Annotated in this window: 18 protein-coding genes; 5 read left to right on the top strand and 13 right to left on the bottom strand. The window is 42.2% G+C overall.

Annotated features, from left to right (window positions below):
* Positions 1–134: 134 nt before the first annotated feature.
* The 5 genes from ACFQZX_RS05410 to ACFQZX_RS05390 form a co-directional block, all read right to left on the bottom strand.
* The gene (locus ACFQZX_RS05410) at positions 135–527 is read right to left on the bottom strand and encodes a hypothetical protein (RefSeq protein WP_377112255.1); all 393 of its coding nucleotides are present in this window, start codon (positions 525–527) and stop codon (positions 135–137) included.
* A 271-nt stretch (positions 528–798) separates the two neighbouring features.
* Positions 799–1713, bottom strand: coding sequence for a ChbG/HpnK family deacetylase (locus ACFQZX_RS05405; protein ID WP_377112254.1), 915 nt, complete (start codon positions 1711–1713; stop codon positions 799–801).
* 9 nt (positions 1714–1722) lie between these two features.
* On the bottom strand, positions 1723–2877 hold the full coding sequence (locus tag ACFQZX_RS05400) for an acyltransferase family protein (protein ID WP_377112252.1): 1155 nt from the start codon (positions 2875–2877) through the stop codon (positions 1723–1725).
* Between the two features lie 134 nt (positions 2878–3011).
* Positions 3012–4418 carry a glucuronate isomerase gene (gene uxaC / locus ACFQZX_RS05395; protein ID WP_377112249.1) on the bottom strand — a complete coding sequence of 469 codons (1407 nt, stop codon included), beginning with the start codon at positions 4416–4418 and terminating at the stop codon, positions 3012–3014.
* Between the two features lie 97 nt (positions 4419–4515).
* A complete protein-coding gene (locus ACFQZX_RS05390) occupies positions 4516–5571 on the bottom strand; it encodes a glycoside hydrolase family 130 protein (RefSeq protein WP_377112246.1) in 1056 nt (351 codons plus the stop codon).
* Between the two features lie 184 nt (positions 5572–5755).
* Between ACFQZX_RS05390 and ACFQZX_RS05385 the strand changes: the two genes are divergently transcribed.
* From ACFQZX_RS05385 to ACFQZX_RS05375, 3 genes are all read left to right on the top strand, one after another.
* Entirely contained in the window at positions 5756–7735 is a 1980-nt protein-coding gene (locus ACFQZX_RS05385) for a PAS domain S-box protein (protein ID WP_377112243.1), read from the top strand.
* 72 nt (positions 7736–7807) lie between these two features.
* Positions 7808–8131 (top strand): ArsR/SmtB family transcription factor, encoded by a 324-nt coding sequence (locus tag ACFQZX_RS05380; RefSeq protein ID WP_377112240.1) that lies wholly within the window; start codon positions 7808–7810, stop codon positions 8129–8131.
* Positions 8132–8142: 11 nt separating this feature from the next.
* Positions 8143–8577 carry an SRPBCC family protein gene (locus ACFQZX_RS05375; protein WP_377112238.1) on the top strand — a complete coding sequence of 145 codons (435 nt, stop codon included), beginning with the start codon at positions 8143–8145 and terminating at the stop codon, positions 8575–8577.
* Positions 8578–8623: 46 nt separating this feature from the next.
* Here the strand turns inward: ACFQZX_RS05375 and ACFQZX_RS05370 are convergent, their stop codons facing one another.
* The 6 genes from ACFQZX_RS05370 to ACFQZX_RS05345 all read right to left on the bottom strand — a co-directional run bounded on the left by ACFQZX_RS05370 (position 8624) and on the right by ACFQZX_RS05345 (position 12781).
* Positions 8624–9097 (bottom strand): hypothetical protein, encoded by a 474-nt coding sequence (locus ACFQZX_RS05370; RefSeq protein ID WP_377112235.1) that lies wholly within the window; start codon positions 9095–9097, stop codon positions 8624–8626.
* Between the two features lie 72 nt (positions 9098–9169).
* Positions 9170–10237, bottom strand: coding sequence for an ACR3 family arsenite efflux transporter (gene arsB, locus ACFQZX_RS05365; protein ID WP_377112233.1), 1068 nt, complete (start codon positions 10235–10237; stop codon positions 9170–9172).
* Between the two features lie 2 nt (positions 10238–10239).
* Entirely contained in the window at positions 10240–10656 is a 417-nt protein-coding gene (locus tag ACFQZX_RS05360) for an arsenate reductase ArsC (RefSeq protein ID WP_377112231.1), read from the bottom strand.
* Between the two features lie 7 nt (positions 10657–10663).
* A complete protein-coding gene (locus ACFQZX_RS05355; protein ID WP_377112229.1) occupies positions 10664–11221 on the bottom strand; it encodes a DUF6428 family protein in 558 nt (185 codons plus the stop codon).
* A gap of 48 nt (positions 11222–11269) precedes the next feature.
* On the bottom strand, positions 11270–11599 hold the full coding sequence (locus ACFQZX_RS05350) for an ArsR/SmtB family transcription factor (RefSeq protein WP_377112226.1): 330 nt from the start codon (positions 11597–11599) through the stop codon (positions 11270–11272).
* 237 nt (positions 11600–11836) lie between these two features.
* Complete coding sequence (locus ACFQZX_RS05345) at positions 11837–12781, bottom strand: Smr/MutS family protein (protein WP_377112224.1); 945 nt, start codon at positions 12779–12781, stop codon at positions 11837–11839.
* A 105-nt stretch (positions 12782–12886) separates the two neighbouring features.
* Between ACFQZX_RS05345 and ACFQZX_RS05340 the strand changes: the two genes are divergently transcribed.
* Both ACFQZX_RS05340 and ACFQZX_RS05335 read left to right on the top strand, forming a co-directional pair.
* Complete coding sequence (locus ACFQZX_RS05340; RefSeq protein ID WP_377112222.1) at positions 12887–13393, top strand: DUF892 family protein; 507 nt, start codon at positions 12887–12889, stop codon at positions 13391–13393.
* Between the two features lie 202 nt (positions 13394–13595).
* A complete protein-coding gene (locus tag ACFQZX_RS05335; RefSeq protein WP_377112220.1) occupies positions 13596–15482 on the top strand; it encodes a M1 family metallopeptidase in 1887 nt (628 codons plus the stop codon).
* A 60-nt stretch (positions 15483–15542) separates the two neighbouring features.
* Here the strand turns inward: ACFQZX_RS05335 and ACFQZX_RS05330 are convergent, their stop codons facing one another.
* Entirely contained in the window at positions 15543–15908 is a 366-nt protein-coding gene (locus ACFQZX_RS05330) for a YtxH domain-containing protein (RefSeq protein WP_377112217.1), read from the bottom strand.
* Between the two features lie 180 nt (positions 15909–16088).
* Complete coding sequence (locus ACFQZX_RS05325) at positions 16089–16283, bottom strand: cold-shock protein (RefSeq protein WP_377112215.1); 195 nt, start codon at positions 16281–16283, stop codon at positions 16089–16091.
* Between the last annotated feature and the right edge of the window lie 31 nt (positions 16284–16314).

The following is a 16314-nucleotide window of genomic DNA, read 5'->3' as shown; positions in this document are numbered from 1 at the left end:
TTGTTTTTTGAATCACACAATATAAGCGCGTAGGTAGAAAACAAATCGGCTTTAATGTAAATACGTAACCTATAGTACTTAAAAAGCCGGACGTTTGCCCGGCTTAGTTATTAAGTTAAAACGTTAAAAGTTTTTTAAGCAATGTCTTCTGAATGTGAAAAAGTAAATGTTGTATTATCTGATCTTGTTATAGTGCCTGTTGAATAATACACCGTGCCAGTATGACTGTAAGTGCCGGAAACGGTTGCCGATCCTGGTTGAGGGTAACCTTGGAAATTTACAAGATTAACAAAGGCTATGCGGGTAGGACTGGTTGTGGCATAAAGTTGGTAATATAAGCCGGGTATAAGGGGATCCTGAACTCTCCCAACATACTGGTTAAAAAATTTACCAAAGACTGTTTTTCCATTATATGTTGTATATAATGAAGAGAATGATTTGCTGTCGATATTGTCGACAGATCGCTTTGCGTTAGCAGTAGGAGCCAACACACATAAAACAAAAGCACCAAATAGAAGTTTTTTCATGATAATAGTTATTTAAGTTTATCTTAAAGTTAAAGCTAAGTTTTTAAAAACCCAAATTTATTTTAACCTAAAATTAATTCAACCTTATATATCAAACAAGCAATTCGACTCCTTATTGTAACTTCAATACTTCAGTCTTTAGGTTAATAAAAAGATTTAGTAGTATTTGTCAGAATATTGATCTGTTACCACATTAGAACTTATTATGTCAAATATTAATTAAGCAGGTTTTTTAAGTTTAATTGTTAATTAAAACACAATAGTTGTAACATCAATTCTTAACCGTTTCCATTTTCATGCTTTCCAAACCCTTTTGTTTTACCAGTTCGGTATAGTTGGTCAGCACAAACTTTTTATTTACCATCGCCTTAAACTGCGGCGAAAGCAGCATGTTCAGCTCCGTTTGGCGGTGCAGGCTGGTAAGTGGCTTACCTTCTTTAGTGTTCATCATGCTGCTGTTCATATCAAATAAGGCGTTCATCTCGGGCTGCATCAGGCCAACGTGTATCACAACCATGTTTGGCCTTACAGTGCTGAGTTTATTACTTACATAATTTAAAAAGGCCGACTTTTTGGTAGCCACGGGCTCGCCCCACATTTCCATATAGGTTTCGCCCAGGTAAACTACTTCGCTCAGGGTTGATATGGCCAGCTTGTATCTATGGGCAAGTTTTTCGGTAAGCGCCCTTAGTTGGGGCGTTGATAAGGCAATGCCCATGTGCGGGTCGATGTAGGTGATCTTTAAACCTGATGCCAGCGCCCTTTCTATCTGTGCTGAAAGCTCTTTCTCTACCTCTGCCAGCTTATATTCGTTTTTGGCAAATGCTTCTGTTGATTGCGGGAAATAGCCATTTTTATCTACCAGGCTTGGTACTGCTTCGCGCCCGGTTACAGGCCCCCAGCGGTAGTTTTTCCATTCGCTGGTGAGGGTTAAGTGTACGCCAACGCTTATCTGGGGGTTTTTCTTTAATATCTCAACAGCCTCCTGGTACCAGGGGCAGGCAAACTGTACAGATGCTGAAAAAGGCATACGGGTATCAGCCACCTTCTGCATAGCCATATTTACGGCATGGCACATACCAATATCATCCAGCCGCAACATCAGCCTGGGTAACTTTTGCTGCGCCTTAACACCGCCGGCAGTAATTATGCTTAACAGAAATAATAAATAGATATATTTTTTCATAAGATGGATTTACACTTTAAGGAATGCTTTTTTACGGTATAAAAAATAAAGCATGGCCCATTTAACCATTATAAAGCAAATGGCCATTACTACGATGTTCCATGGGTCGCCAACCAGGTCGCCCAGCCAGCCAAAAAAGCCGGCGGTAGCGTAATTCCAGTTGATAAATTTGCTGGATATGTAAATGAGTATGGAGTTCATGCCGATTACCTTGAAATAAAATGCCCAGCTTTTGTAGCCCAACACATCAATTATATAGTAAAACAAAGCCAGTAAAAGCAGGCTTAAGCCACCTACATTCATCACGAACGAGCTTGTCCACAGGTTTTTATTTATCGGGAAATCGAGGTTCCATAGCTGGGCGATGATCAGGAAAACCACGCCAACCGCAGCCAGTATGAGCGCTTTTCTGGCTTTAGGCTGATTGCCTGTTTTGAGTAATTTACCGGCCAGTATACCTAACAAGCCCGTGCTGATGGCCGGGATAGTTGAGAACAGCCCTTCCGGATCATGTATCTTAAGGTATAATTTGCCGGGTAGGATCAGCCTGTCCATATAAGAGGCAAAGTTGCCCTCCATAGTAAGGTCGCCGGGCGGATATCCGGGTGCGGATGTAAACTTTAACAGCAACCAGTAACCGATGATAAAGATCCAGAACCATGCTATCTGCCACCGGCGGCCGGCAAAAAGGTAAATAAAGTTGGCAAACATATAAGCGATACCGATCCTACCAAGTACCGATGCAAAACGGATATCCTCAATTGGCTTTAGCTCCTTTAAGCTGTTATTAACCAGCAAACCTAACAAGATCAGGATGATTGCACGCTTTATTACACGCCAAACCAGCTGCGGTTTAGTAGCTCCTTTTTCCAGTTCGCGGCCAACAGAATATGGCGTGGCCACCCCGGCTAAAAAAAGAAACAACGGAAATATCAGATCGTAAGCATGAAATCCGTTCCAATCGGGATGGGTAAATTGAGTGGAAAGTGCCTGCCAGAATGGTGAACCGGTAACTTTGGCCAGCGTATGAAAAATCTCTTCGCCGCCAATTATCCAGAACATATCAAAGCCACGCAGCGCGTCGAGCGAGTAAAGCCGCTCGTAGGTAAAAGGAGATGTATTAACATCTGATGACGGGGTTACACCGCCTGTAGTTACTGCCATTAGAATATTAGGTTAATATGCCGCCATTAATTAGCAGCCTGGTCTTTTATAAATATAAAACACTTTTTAAAGAATTTAAAGAAGTGTTTGTCAGAAAATTAACCTTGTATAAGTAATGTTACAATTAGGCGTAACTATAATTTAAAACCAAAGTAATTACGGGCGTTATGGTAGCATATATCGGCAATGATCTTGCCTGTCCACTCAATATCATTGGGCAATTCACCATTCTGTATATCTTCGCCAAATAAATTACATAATAACCTGCGGAAATACTCGTGCCTGGGGAAAGACAGGAAGCTGCGCGAATCTGTAAGCATACCTACAAACCGGCTCAGCAGACCTATGTTAGATAAGGCATTGATCTGTTTGGTCATGCCATCCTTCTGATCTAAAAACCACCAGGCCGAACCATATTGCACCTTTCCGGCAACAGTACCGTCATTAAAATTACCGGTCATGGCGACCATCACTTCATTATCTGCGGGGTTAAGATTATAAATAATGGTTTTTGCAAGGCGGTCCTCTCTATCCAATCGGTTGAGGAATTTGGATAAAGCCCTTGCCTGCCCAAAATCGCCAATGGAATCAAAACCTGTATCCGGGCCAAGTTTGCTCAGCAGCCTTGTGTTATTATTGCGCAAGGCGCCCAGGTGATATTGCTGTACCCATCCTTTTTCGTGATGCCAGAGTGCAAATGTATACAGCATTGCCGATTTAAATTTTACCTTTTCCAGGTTGCTTACCGGCTTTTCGGCGCGTACTTTTTCAAATATACCGCGTATCTCTTCGTCGGTATATTCCTCGGCATAAATGTGTTCCAGGCCATGGTCTGATACGGTACATCCGTTAGCCGCAAAGTAATGATGCCGGTTTTTTAGCGCGTGCAGGTAATCTTCAAAATTGGTAATACTGGTGTTGCTTACCTCTTCAAGTTTTTTGATATAGGCATTAAGGGCGGCCACATCTTCTATGTACATTGCCCTATCTGGCCTGAAAGCCGGGAACATTTTCACCTCCGCCCCTTCTTTTTTTAATTGTTGATGGTGCGAAAGATCATCCAGCGGATCATCTGTAGTACATACCACTTCTACATTCATTTTATGTAACAGCTGCTGCACCGAGTAAGCCGGGCTTTGCAGTTTTTCTGTAGCATCGTTATAAATAAAATCGGCGGTACCGGGCATCAGACGCGAGTCAATATTAAAATAGCGGCGAAGTTCAAGGTGGGTCCAGTGGTAAAGCGGGTTACGAAGAGTATAAGGAACGGTTGCGGCCCATTGCTCAAACTTCTCAAAGTCGGGCTTATTACCGGTTATATATTCTTCGGCTATGCCATTTGTGCGCATGGCCCGCCACTTGTAATGATCGCCGTTAAGCCATGCATGGGTAAGGTTATTAAAATTGATGTCATTGGCTATCTGGTCGGGCGGCAAATGGCAGTGATAGTCTATAATGGGCATGTCTTTAGCATAGTCGTGATATAGCCGCCTGGCTGTATCAGAGTTCAGCAGAAAGTCATCATCTAAAAAGCTTTTCATTTTTGGTTTGATAAATACGGCAAGGTATCAAAGTTTTTTAATTGATGCAGGTAATGCATTGAGCGGCCCTTTAAAATTACGCAAACATTATCTGAAATTACATCCCAAGCGTCGCAAATATCTCTTTTATGGAAAAGTGCGCCCCGCATACATGCTCGTCTGCAGCACCGTAATAAACCGTAATAGTATCACCGTCATCCTCCACTATATGCCCGTTAGTGAAAACAACATGCCCAAAAAAGCCTGTAGTTTCATAAGGGGCGATCGGTTCCATAATAGGCTCGGCAGAACGTGCGATAACTTTGGAGGGATCATTAAGGTCGAGCAGAACGGCGCCCAGGCAGTAGCGGTGTTCTTTTGTTGCGCCATGGTATATCTCCAGCCAGCCCTTGCTGGTTTTTATAGGCGCCGCTCCTGCCCCAACGCGTCCGCTATCCCACATGCCCTCGCGTGTTTTAAGGATGCATTTATGGTTTCCCCAGTGTTTACCGTCGGGCGATTCGGCTATCCAGATGTAATTACCTCCAATATCTACACTGCTGGGGCGGTGCAGGGCGTAATACTTTCCGTTTACCTTTTCTTCAAATATGGCCACATCCTTGTTGTGCGGTGGCAGTATCATGCCATGCGACTGAAACGTTTTCCAATCGGTAGTGGTACGCATGCCTACCCCAACCCCGCTATCGCTTACGGCTGTAAACGTAAGGTAAAATTGATCTTCCATTTGGGTTACGCGGCAATCCTCAATACCAAAAGTTTGCAGTGGCCCGCTGCCAAACAGCTTGGCATAACCTTCCGGCTCATAAAAATTTATGCCGTCGTCGCTGCAAAGCAGGCGCAGGTGCGAAAGGGTGGTCAGGTAATCTACCCCCTTATATCTTACTACACGGGCATCAGTAGCAATCAGATCGGCATCATTCAGGGCGATTTCCATTATTTGTGTTTCTCCTGTTTCTGTCAATATCGGGAATGACACATGCACTTCTGTTTGTTCGGGCCTTTCTGCAACGCGCACCAGCAGCCAGGTTTTACCCTCATATTTGAAAGCGCCCGGGTTAAGTAAACAAGCGATCACCAATCCATCGGCGCTTGGTTTTAAATGGCCTGGAGATAACAACGGGTTTTGCGCAAAACGCTTAGCAATATCAGTCATAAAATAGTTAACATTTTGCCGTTGCAATAGTTTAAACAGGTAATTAACTTTGTTGCTTCTTTCTCCCCTCCCCTTTTTATTAAACTGTTACTTAATTTAATTTTAACTGCTTATTATAATAAAGTAGCTATATTACAACCTTTCGGAATATTATTTTTGAAAAAAAGCTGAAGCTGTAGAATAAATGACCTTACCTGCCAATGATACACAACTACCCTACGAACTGTCTGAGAACCTGCCAGTTGCTATATACCGATGCGATGAACATGGTAAAATAATAGCTTATAATAAAGCCGCCGTTAAGCTTTGGGGCGGCGAACCGCAGCCTGATGCAAAATTCAGCGGCGCCTTAGCTATTTATCAACCCAACCGTAATTTGATGGGTTTAACAGACCATCCGCTTGCCCGCTGCCTTGAACAAGGTATTGCTATTGAAGGTGAAGAGTATATTATACGGCGGAAAGACAACACTGAAGTTAGTGTGCTGGCCTATTGCACGCCGGTACTTGATGAACAAAAAAAAGTTGCCGGCGCTATTAACACACTGATAGATGTTACCGAGCAACGGAACGGCGAACATAAGCATTCCATGCTGGCATCCATCATCCAGTCATCAGAAGATGCCATTGTGAGCAAAACGCTTGAGGGTATTGTTACCAGTTGGAATAACGGCGCCAAACAGCTTTTTGGATACAATGAAGACGAGATTATCGGCAAATCTATCACAACCGTTATACCACCAGACAGGTTAGATGAGGAAACAGAAATACTAAGAAAAATACGCAGCGGCGAAAAGGTAGAGCATTATAAAACGATCCGAATGCATAAAAGCGGGGTTGAAATACCGGTATCGCTTGCCATTTCGCCTATACGGGATAGTAATGGCAATATTGTAGGTGCATCTAAAATTGCCCGTAACATTGCTAAACAACAACAGGCAGAAGACACTTTACAGCGATACGCCGAAAACCTTGAAATTTTAAATACAATTGGTAAGGCGATATCTGAAAACCTTGATGTAGAAGGAATTTTACAGAAGGTTACCGATGCGGTAACTACACTTACAGGGGCTGCGTTTGGCGCTTTCTTCTATAATAAAGTAGATGCGGATGGCGAATCTTACACGCTTTACACCCTATCTGGAGCACCCCGATCGGCATTTGAAAAGCTGGGTATGCCCCGCAATACCGCGGTGTTTAACCATACCTTTAGCGGCCTGGGGATTGTGCGCGTGGATGACATAACCAAAGACCCGCGCTATGGCCATAACCATCCGCATAAAGGCATGCCTTATGGGCATTTGCCTGTGGTAAGCTATTTAGCGGTGCCGGTAACATCAAAATCGGGCGCGGTTATTGGCGGTTTGTTTTTAGGCCATCCGGAAGCAGGCAAATTCACAAAAGAGCACGAAACGCTCGTTCGTGGTGTATCCGCGCAGGCAAGCGTTGCATTAGATAATGCTAAACTGTATGAGGAAATACAAAGACTTAATAATAAGAAAGACGAATTTATAGGATTGGCCAGCCATGAACTGAAAACCCCAATGACCAGTTTGAACGGTTATCTGCAGATAATTGACAGAAACCTGGATGAAGGTGACCGTAATAAAGTTTTCATTAAAAAGGCGATCAACCAGATCAATAAACTATCCGACCTGATATCTGACCTGCTTGACGTAACTAAAATTGAGGCAGGCAGGCTGCCATTGAACTTTACCAATTTTAATTTATCGGCCCTTGTTGATGATGTAACGGAACTGATGCAGCACTCAACTAAAACCCACCGAATGGTAATTTGCACCGAGGACAATGATATTCATGTAAGCGCAGATAAACAGCGTATTGAGCAGGTGATCATCAATTTGCTGTCAAACGCTGTAAAATATTCGCCCGATGCTGACCACATCAATGTTACGGTTTCAAAAAAAGAGCATAATGCTTTGGTTGAGGTACAGGATTTTGGTATTGGTATAAGCTACGAACAACAGGAACGCATTTTTTCGCGCTTTTACCGCGTAGATGATATTGCGGCGCATATATCCGGCCTCGGTATCGGGCTGTATATCAGCCACGAGATTATAGAACGCCATAAAGGCAGCTTTTATGTTAAAAGTACCCCCGGTAAAGGCTCAACTTTCAGCTTTGAAATACCTTTAAGCCAATAACAATTAATTTTTACAGATTACTTGCGTAACCAAACTATTACATATACATTTGTGTAACCAAACGGTTACTAAATGAGAAGAGATGTTTTCCAGGCGATTGCCGACCCTACCCGTCGCGAAATTATTAACCTGCTTGCACGTGAACAGCTTAATTTAAACGCGATTGCAGATAACTTTAACATAAGCAGGCCTGCTATATCCAGGCATATTAAAATACTAACCGAGTGCGGCCTTATTATTATTAACCAACAAGGGCGCGAGCGCTATTGCCGGGCCGATCTGAAAAAATTACAACTGGTGAATAAATGGACAGAGCAATACCGGGCATTTTGGACAGATAAACTTAATGACCTGGAAGATTTTTTGAACAACGAGCAAAAAGAAAGCAAACAATAAACTAAACATATATGGAAACACAACCTTTAATAGTTGAACGCACGCTTAATGCGCCGGTGGCCCGTGTGTGGCAAGCCCTTACAGACAATGAACAAATGAAGAAGTGGTATTTTCAACTGGAAAGCTTTGAGCCGAAAGTGGGCTTTGAGTTCAGCTTTACAGGGCAGGGCAGCAAAGGCGAAAAATTCAGGCACATTTGCCGCATTACAGCCGTAGAGCCTGAAAGGAAGTTAAGCTATACCTGGGCATACGATGGCTACCCGGGCGAGTCTGAAGTTAGTTTTGAGCTGTTTGAGGCGGCCGACCAGACGCTGGTACGCATTACACATACCGGCATTGAAAGCTTTGCAGATAACGGGCCTGATTTTGCCGTTACAAGCTTTACACAAGGCTGGAACCACATATTAGGTATAAGCCTTAAGGAGTTTGTTGAGAAGGCAGCATAAATAAAAAAACCCGGAAAAACCGGGTTTTTTTATTTTAAATATATAGTTATTTACCTGTAGTACGCGGACCAGTAGTTGAGCCTGCAGGTGATGTTGAAGGGCTACCTGTAGGGCTGGTACTTGGTGATGTTGAAGGAGAACCTGTTGGGGTTGTGCCTGGCGTTGTTGATGGTACCGTAGGGCTTGTTGGCGACGGCATTGTTGGTGTGGTTGGGCTTGTAGGCGTGGTTGGGCTTGGCACAGTTGGTGTGCTTGGCGTAGGGTTAGTTGGTGTAGTTGGATAAGTTGGGTTAGTAGGGTTTGTTGGTGTGTTAGGCACCGTTGGAGTGCTTGGATTGTTAGGCATCTTTGGCGTAGCGGGCGGAGATGTGCGTTTTGATGTTTTTGGCACAGTATCCTGGCTTGCGGTTAAATTGTTGCTTTTAAAAGCTATTTTATTATTAGTGTGGTTTTTTGCCACTGCATAATTAATCCCTAATGCTGCTATGGCCGTTGCCATCATTAAACTTACTTTTTTCATGGTATTTGTTTTTATGGTTGATAACTGTAACTATTAAACAATATCCATGCCACTAAAAAGAAAAAAAGTTTATTAATTAACGGGATAGTATCTGTTACGGAGCCAGGTTGCTAACCTAACTAATAATATAAGTGCGGGTACCTCTACCAAAGGCCCTACCACACCTGCAAATGCCTGCCCCGAGTTAATGCCATAGGTACTTATAGCAACCGCTATGGCCAACTCAAAATTGTTACCGGTGGCTGTAAACGCTATAGAAGCGTTTTTACCATAATCTGCACCTATGTATTTGCCTGCAAAAAAGCTCAATACAAACATTATTGCAAAATACAAAACCAATGGCACCGCAATCCTTAAAACATCAACTGGAATAGATATGATTGACCTTGCTTTAAACGCAAACATCACAATAATGGTGAACAACAGCGCAATTAAAGTTAAAGGAGATATGGCAGGGATAAACCGGTCCTGAAACCATTGCAGCCCTTTAAACCTGATCAATGTATACCTGGTTATAATACCAGCTGTAAAAGGCACTCCCAGATATATGGCAACCGATTGTGCGATATCCTTAATACTTATATTTAATGCCGGGATTTTATTACCAAACAGAGGCAATAACACGCCGGTAAATAAATAGGCGTAAAAACTGTACAGCAATACCTGGAAAATGCTGTTAAGAGCCACTAAACCGGCGGCGTATTCCCGGTTTCCATCCGCCAGATCGTTCCAAACAATAACCATTGCTATACAACGTGCCAGGCCAATCATAATAAGGCCGGTCATATATTCCGGTTTATCACTTAAAAATATCACTGCCAATATAAGCATCAGTACAGGGCCAATTATCCAATTAAGAACGAGTGATAACGTTAATATTTTTTTGTTACTGAAAACGACACCTAAATTATTGTATTTAACTTTACACAGCGGCGGGTACATCATCAATACGAGCCCTGCAGCTAAAGGGATATTGGTAGTATCATGAGAAAAGCTGCCAATAAAATTCTGCGCTGAAGGGAAAAAGTAACCTCCTGCTAAACCCAATATCATGGCGGTAAATATCCAAACGGTAAGATACCTGTCTAAAAAACCAAGTCTTTTTCTTTTATACGCAAGTGTACAATTGTCACGCTGCATAGCTAAATAACATTTTGCTTTACAAAGTTTTGAATGTAATTTTTGATCATGCCGCGCACTGTGGCAAAAGCCATTTGTACCTCAGCAGGGTTGCCTGTGGCCTTGGCAGGATCCGGAAAGTTTTGATGAAAACGCTGTACGCTCCCCGGAAAATACGGGCAGGCCTCATTGGCATTATCACATACCGTAATTACATAATCGAACGCTATACCTGCGTATTCATCTACATGGTTTGAAGTTTGAGCCGAAATATCTATCCCATCATCGGCCATTACTTTTATTGCTTGGGAATTAACACCATGTGTTTGTATACCGGCACTGTAAATGTTAGCGTTATTACCTGCAAAATAGCGCAGGTAACCTTCAGCTATCTGGCTGCGGCAACTATTGCCCGTGCACAGCACTAATATATTTTTCATTTTTTGATCAACAACAGCCAGACCCAGGTACGCAGCATAAAGCATCCGCAGAAATATTTTTTAATCGAATTTTAGGTTTGACATCTGCAGCAGGTACACAGCATTCCTGTCCTTGGTTATCAGTTCCGCAACTGCCGCCGCGCTCTATGGCCTTACATTGTACAGTATCGGGCCTAAGATCTATTATTAAGTTTCCGTTTTCCGCCGTAATGCTTTTTGGCAGCATCTGCCTGGTATCAAATTGTGTATTACCAAATTCAATCTTGACTATCGCATCGTCATCAAGCGTTATTTTCTGCTCTACCAGGTTAATTATAGATAACGCTTTAGCTGTTGTCATAGCCCGGTCTTGATCACTGATTTCCGGTTCCCAAATTTGTACAATAATCTCTGTCCAGTTATTTAACACGCCTCCGCAATCAACCGATGTTACAGGCGCCTGCTTTATTTCGGTGATATGATAAGATGCGTCTATCCATTTGTTGTCAGCATACTGAAATTGCAGCATCAACTGCGCATCTGATTGTAAATGTTGTTTAAAGTTAAGCCATTTTAAAGTTTCCATATCATTAACAATTAATCGCAATATTACGATGATTCGCCGCAAAAAAACCTAACAGCAGCTGTGGGTTTGTTGATATGATTTAAAAAAAACATTCAACTGTTTTTGCAGGTTGTTCCAGGCGTTTGGTTCTATACAATAACACACACTAACACCTTCTATAGTGCCTTGTATCAAGCCAACATTTTTAAGCTCTTTTAAATGCTGCGATATGGTAGCCTGTGCCAAGCCAAGTTCATCTACCAGGTCGCCGCAGATACAAGCATTTATTTTTATCAAATGCTGCAAAATAGCGATACGTGCAGGATGAGCAATAGCCTTTAATTGTGCAGCAAGTTTATTTTGCTCATCAGTAAATATATCAGCTTTGGTAACACCCATATCTATCGCAATATTACGATTAATATTTTATTAAACAAAAAACAAAGGCCGGTACTTGGATACCGGCGCTTTGCTTCCTAAATAGATCAGTTATAGTTTACTCTCCTTATCTATCTGATCTGCCCCATTACCCTCATAGTGGGAGCACAAAAATGACCGCTTTGTTTTGCCATTCCAAGCACCGTCGACATAAGGCGCATCTTCGTCGGCCAACAAACCGGTTAATATTGTTAATTACTATTTTAGTATCACTTTGGTTGCCCCGTAACCGAATTTTTCTTTACGGGCATCCATAAAAGTGCTTACTTTTTGGTTTTTACTTAATAGCTTATGCAGCTCATGCTTTAAGATGCCGTTGCCTGTACCATGTATAAAGGTGATCTCATGCATCTGGTGCACTATGGCTGCATCCAATGCTTTCTTAAACCGGTCGGTTTGTATATTAATAATTTCGCTGCTGCTTAAAAAGTGGTGATCATCGCGCAGTTTTTCAATATGCAGGTCTATTTCAGCGTCCGGTTTCTGTACCTCCTGCTTTTCTGCTGCGGGCTTAAAAAAGCTTTCCTTCAGCTTTTCAGCGTCTATAACCAGCTCAGGTTCGTCAAGCTGTATCATCCAGCCGGGTTGCTTAATAAAAGGGACAGTAGTTTTTGCACCGGCAAAATCTTTGGCCTTAAAACTTGTGTTGATGTCAAGCGGTGTTATCGCCGGCTGGTTCTGTTTAGTGTAAAATAAAATCCTGAAGATAAAGCGCGGCCACAACTGCAGGTCCGACAGTTTAGCCGAATAAACTTTGGCAACGCCCTGGGCATCAACAGTACCCGCAAACTCGCCTTTGTATTGTTTTTGCTGCTCGGTATTCAGCGTAGCAAGTAATTGAAATGATGTTTGGTTAATAAGGTAAAAATGCACCACCGAGTTAGCTTTGGCATCGGCCACTACAGCAATATGTACGCCGCTGCTTTTAAACTCACCTACCGGCGCTTTAACTTCGGGAGCTACATCTTCGTCATGGCTTTCTTCCCCGTGGCCATAAACGTAAGTAACCTTGCCGGCCGGCACAGGTATCTCAAAATCATCATCGCCTGTAACACCAATCATCTGCTCATCAATGATACGCGTTACGTAGCCCTCCATTTTTTCATCAACAAAGCGTACAAAATCACCCAATTTATATTTCATGGTACAATATTACATAGTTTAAACGCTTATTTTTTGTTCAATAAGCTTTCTGGTTTCTTTATTAACCAAATAAAAGTCATTTTTGCTTTACCTATTAATTTAACTATGAAACCTTTTACACCATCAGCGCTTGACGAGGATTTTTTAAAACAAATCTTTCTTCACCATCTCAATCGCATTTATAACGGCAAAAGATTTTTAAACGCCCACTGTGCTCATCTGATCAATATAGCCTCATTTGAAGGGCTTAAACTCGCTTTGGATGAATTCAGCAATGACGTGAAAAAACAGGTAGCGCGGATGGAAGAGATATACGCGATCATAGGCGAAACACCGTCGCCAGAAGTTTGCAACCCTATACAGTCTATTGTAAAAGATGATTTTTGCCTGGATGAAAATCAAACCATACCTGTATTGAATGATCTGGATATGATGCTTTATGTGCAGATACTTGAGCACATCAACATTACGTCTTACCGAATGCTGATTACCATAGGCAAATTATTAAAATATCAAGACATCATACAGTTACTTACCGAAAGCTTTGACGAATCTGCAGATAACGATAAGTTATTTATGCTGATAGCTAAAGAATATATAACTAAAGACTAACTAAAAACAAAGCCGGGCATAAAGCCCGGCTCTGTATAGTTATTTAATACCCCTACTAAAATAACTTAAGCAAAGGAAAAGAATTAAGCAGCTTTACGCAAGCTACCATTGTAACAATTCGTTTACCAAGCCTGTATTACTTTTTCATGGTTTATAATTCTACATTTGCTTTATCAATCGTCAACAATATTATTGTTCAATTATGATTAAAAAGATTTTATTAACTGCCGCCTGTGGCATTTTAATTTTACAGTTGCAGGCGCAAAGCCTTTACCTACCGCGCGATATCAAAAAGGCGTATGATAATGGCACCCGCAGCGCGGATGGCAAACCAGGCAGCAAATACTGGCAAAACCATGGCCGGTACAACATCTCGGTAATGCTGGCCCCGCCTGCAAGCCTTGTAAAAGGTGTTGAAACCATTACCTATTTTAATAATAGCCCGGATACTTTAAAAAGCTTGAACATGAAGCTTATATTAAATATTCACAGGCCCGGCGCGGCCAGAATGGGCACTACCGGCCCCGACTATTTAACTGATGGTATACAGATAGATACCTTTTTAATAAGCGGCCAGCAACGTAAGTGGGATAATAATGCTGCATCGTCAACCAACCAGATGGTGGCGCTGCCAAAACCACTGATGCCGCATGATTCTGTTCAGTTAAATATAAGCTGGCACTTTGATGTATCAAAACAAAGCGGCCGCGAAGGTATGATAGATTCGACAAGCTTTTACCTGGCTTACTTTTATCCCCGCGTATCGGTATATGACGATTATAACGGCTGGGACAGGGTACAGTTTGTAGACGCCCAGGAGTTTTATAACGACTTTAACGATTATACGCTTAACGTAACCGTGCCCAAAAATTATGTTGTTTGGGCTACTGGTACGCTGCAAAATGCAGGTAAGGTTTTACAAAAAGATATTGCCAAACGTTTGCAAAAATCTTTTACAAGCGACAGCACCATACATATAGCTACTGCCGAAGAAATGGCCGCCGGAAAAGTTACCGCTCAAAACGCAACCAACACCTGGACCTGGACCTCTGCCAACATCAGTGATGTTGCTGTGGGCATTAGTAACCATTATATCTGGGATGCAGGCAGTGTGGTGGTTGATAAAGCAACCGGCCGCCGCTCCAGCATGCAGGCAGCCTATTCTGTAAAAGGTACCGACTTTAAACAATCTGTACAATATGGCCGTAACGCGCTTAGCTGGTTCAGCAGCAACTGGCCGGGCGTACCTTACCCCTTCCCAAAAATGACCGCATTTCAGGGTTTTGCAGACATGGAATACCCCATGATGGTTAATGACAGCCAGATGGGCGACCCTGGCTTTGCCCAATTGGTACAGGATCATGAGATTGCACATACCTGGTTCCCGTTTTACATGGGCATCAATGAAACCCGCTATGCATTTATGGATGAAGGCTGGGCTACTACCTTTGAATATTTGATAGGCACTGCAGAAAAGGGTAAGGAAAAAGCCGATGAGTTTTATAAACAGTTCCGTATTAACGGCTGGATCAGGAACCGCTCAAGCAATCAGGATATTCCTACCATTACCCAAACCAGCGAGCTGACAACCGGCTATGGCAATAATGCTTACGGCAAACCGTCACTAAGCTACCTGGCACTCAAAGATATGCTTGGCGATGAGTTGTTTAAAAAAGCACTGCACGGCTACATGGACCGCTGGCACGGAAAACACCCTATTCCGTGGGATTATTTTAACTCTATGAGCAATGTATCCGGCCGCGACTTAACCTGGTTTTTCAACAACTGGTTCTTTACCAACAACTATGATGACCTGGCCATTAAAAATGTGGTTACCGGTAAAGATGGTTATACTATTACCGTTGCCAATGTTGGGGGCTTTGCCATACCGTTTGATGTAGTTGCCGAATATGCAGACGGCACCCGGAAAACCTTCCATCAAACACCTGCCGTATGGGAAAAGAATCAGAAAGAAACACTTTTTACTTTCACAGCCGAGCGTGGTAAAAGCTTAAAATCCATTACTTTAGATAACGGCATTTATATGGATGCCAACACGGGCGACAACACCTGGTTGCCGAAGAAGTAAAATTTAATCCAATAAAAAAACCGGCCAAAAGCCGGTTTTTTTATAAGTGACTGTAAAACGTTAAGCGTTTTGTACAGAGTTGTTCCAATCGTCAGCAGTGCTTTTTGCTTTAGATTTAGCATCGCTGTAAGTATCTTCAGCATAGTTTTGTGCTTTATCTTTTGCATTGCTTACCGCATCTTTTGCGTCGCCAACAGCACCATTGAATTTAGTTTTTACAGAGTCGACAACGTTATTGCTGTATTGCTTAACATTATCGGCAGTGTTTTGCGCTTTATCTTTGGCTTTGCTTACAAGGTCATTTACATAATCAGCAATATCGCCGCGTAAATCTTCACCTTTTTCTGGAGCCAACAATAAACCTAAAGCGGCGCCCGCTGCAGCACCCACTAAAAGCGCTGCTATTACTTTTGCTTGATCTTTCATATTTATTACTTTTTAGTAGATGATTTTGTACTTAAGTAACAAATACTGTACCGCAGGGTTTAAATTAATTTCAATTTATTTAAAATTGATCTGTAAAACGCAATTCAGAGAGGCAGACAAAACAAAAGCACCAGCTTTTGGCTGGTGCTTTTTTGTAATTGGAGTTATATAATATTCTAATTAAACAACTTTTACATTTACGGCATTAAGACCTTTTCTTCCGTTTTCAACCTCGTACTCTACCTGGTCGTTTTCGCGGATCTCATCAATAAGGCCTGTTGAATGAACAAAAATGTCCTGGCTACCATCAGTTGGTACAATAAAACCAAAACCTTTTGTTTCATTGAAAAATTTAACTGTTCCTTGTTTTTGCATTATATTATTTATTAAAGCGTGCAAGGTATGT

The organism is Mucilaginibacter litoreus (assembly GCF_042676805.1).
Lineage (GTDB): Bacteria > Bacteroidota > Bacteroidia > Sphingobacteriales > Sphingobacteriaceae > Mucilaginibacter > Mucilaginibacter litoreus.
This window is presented reverse-complemented; position numbering and strand designations above follow the sequence as displayed.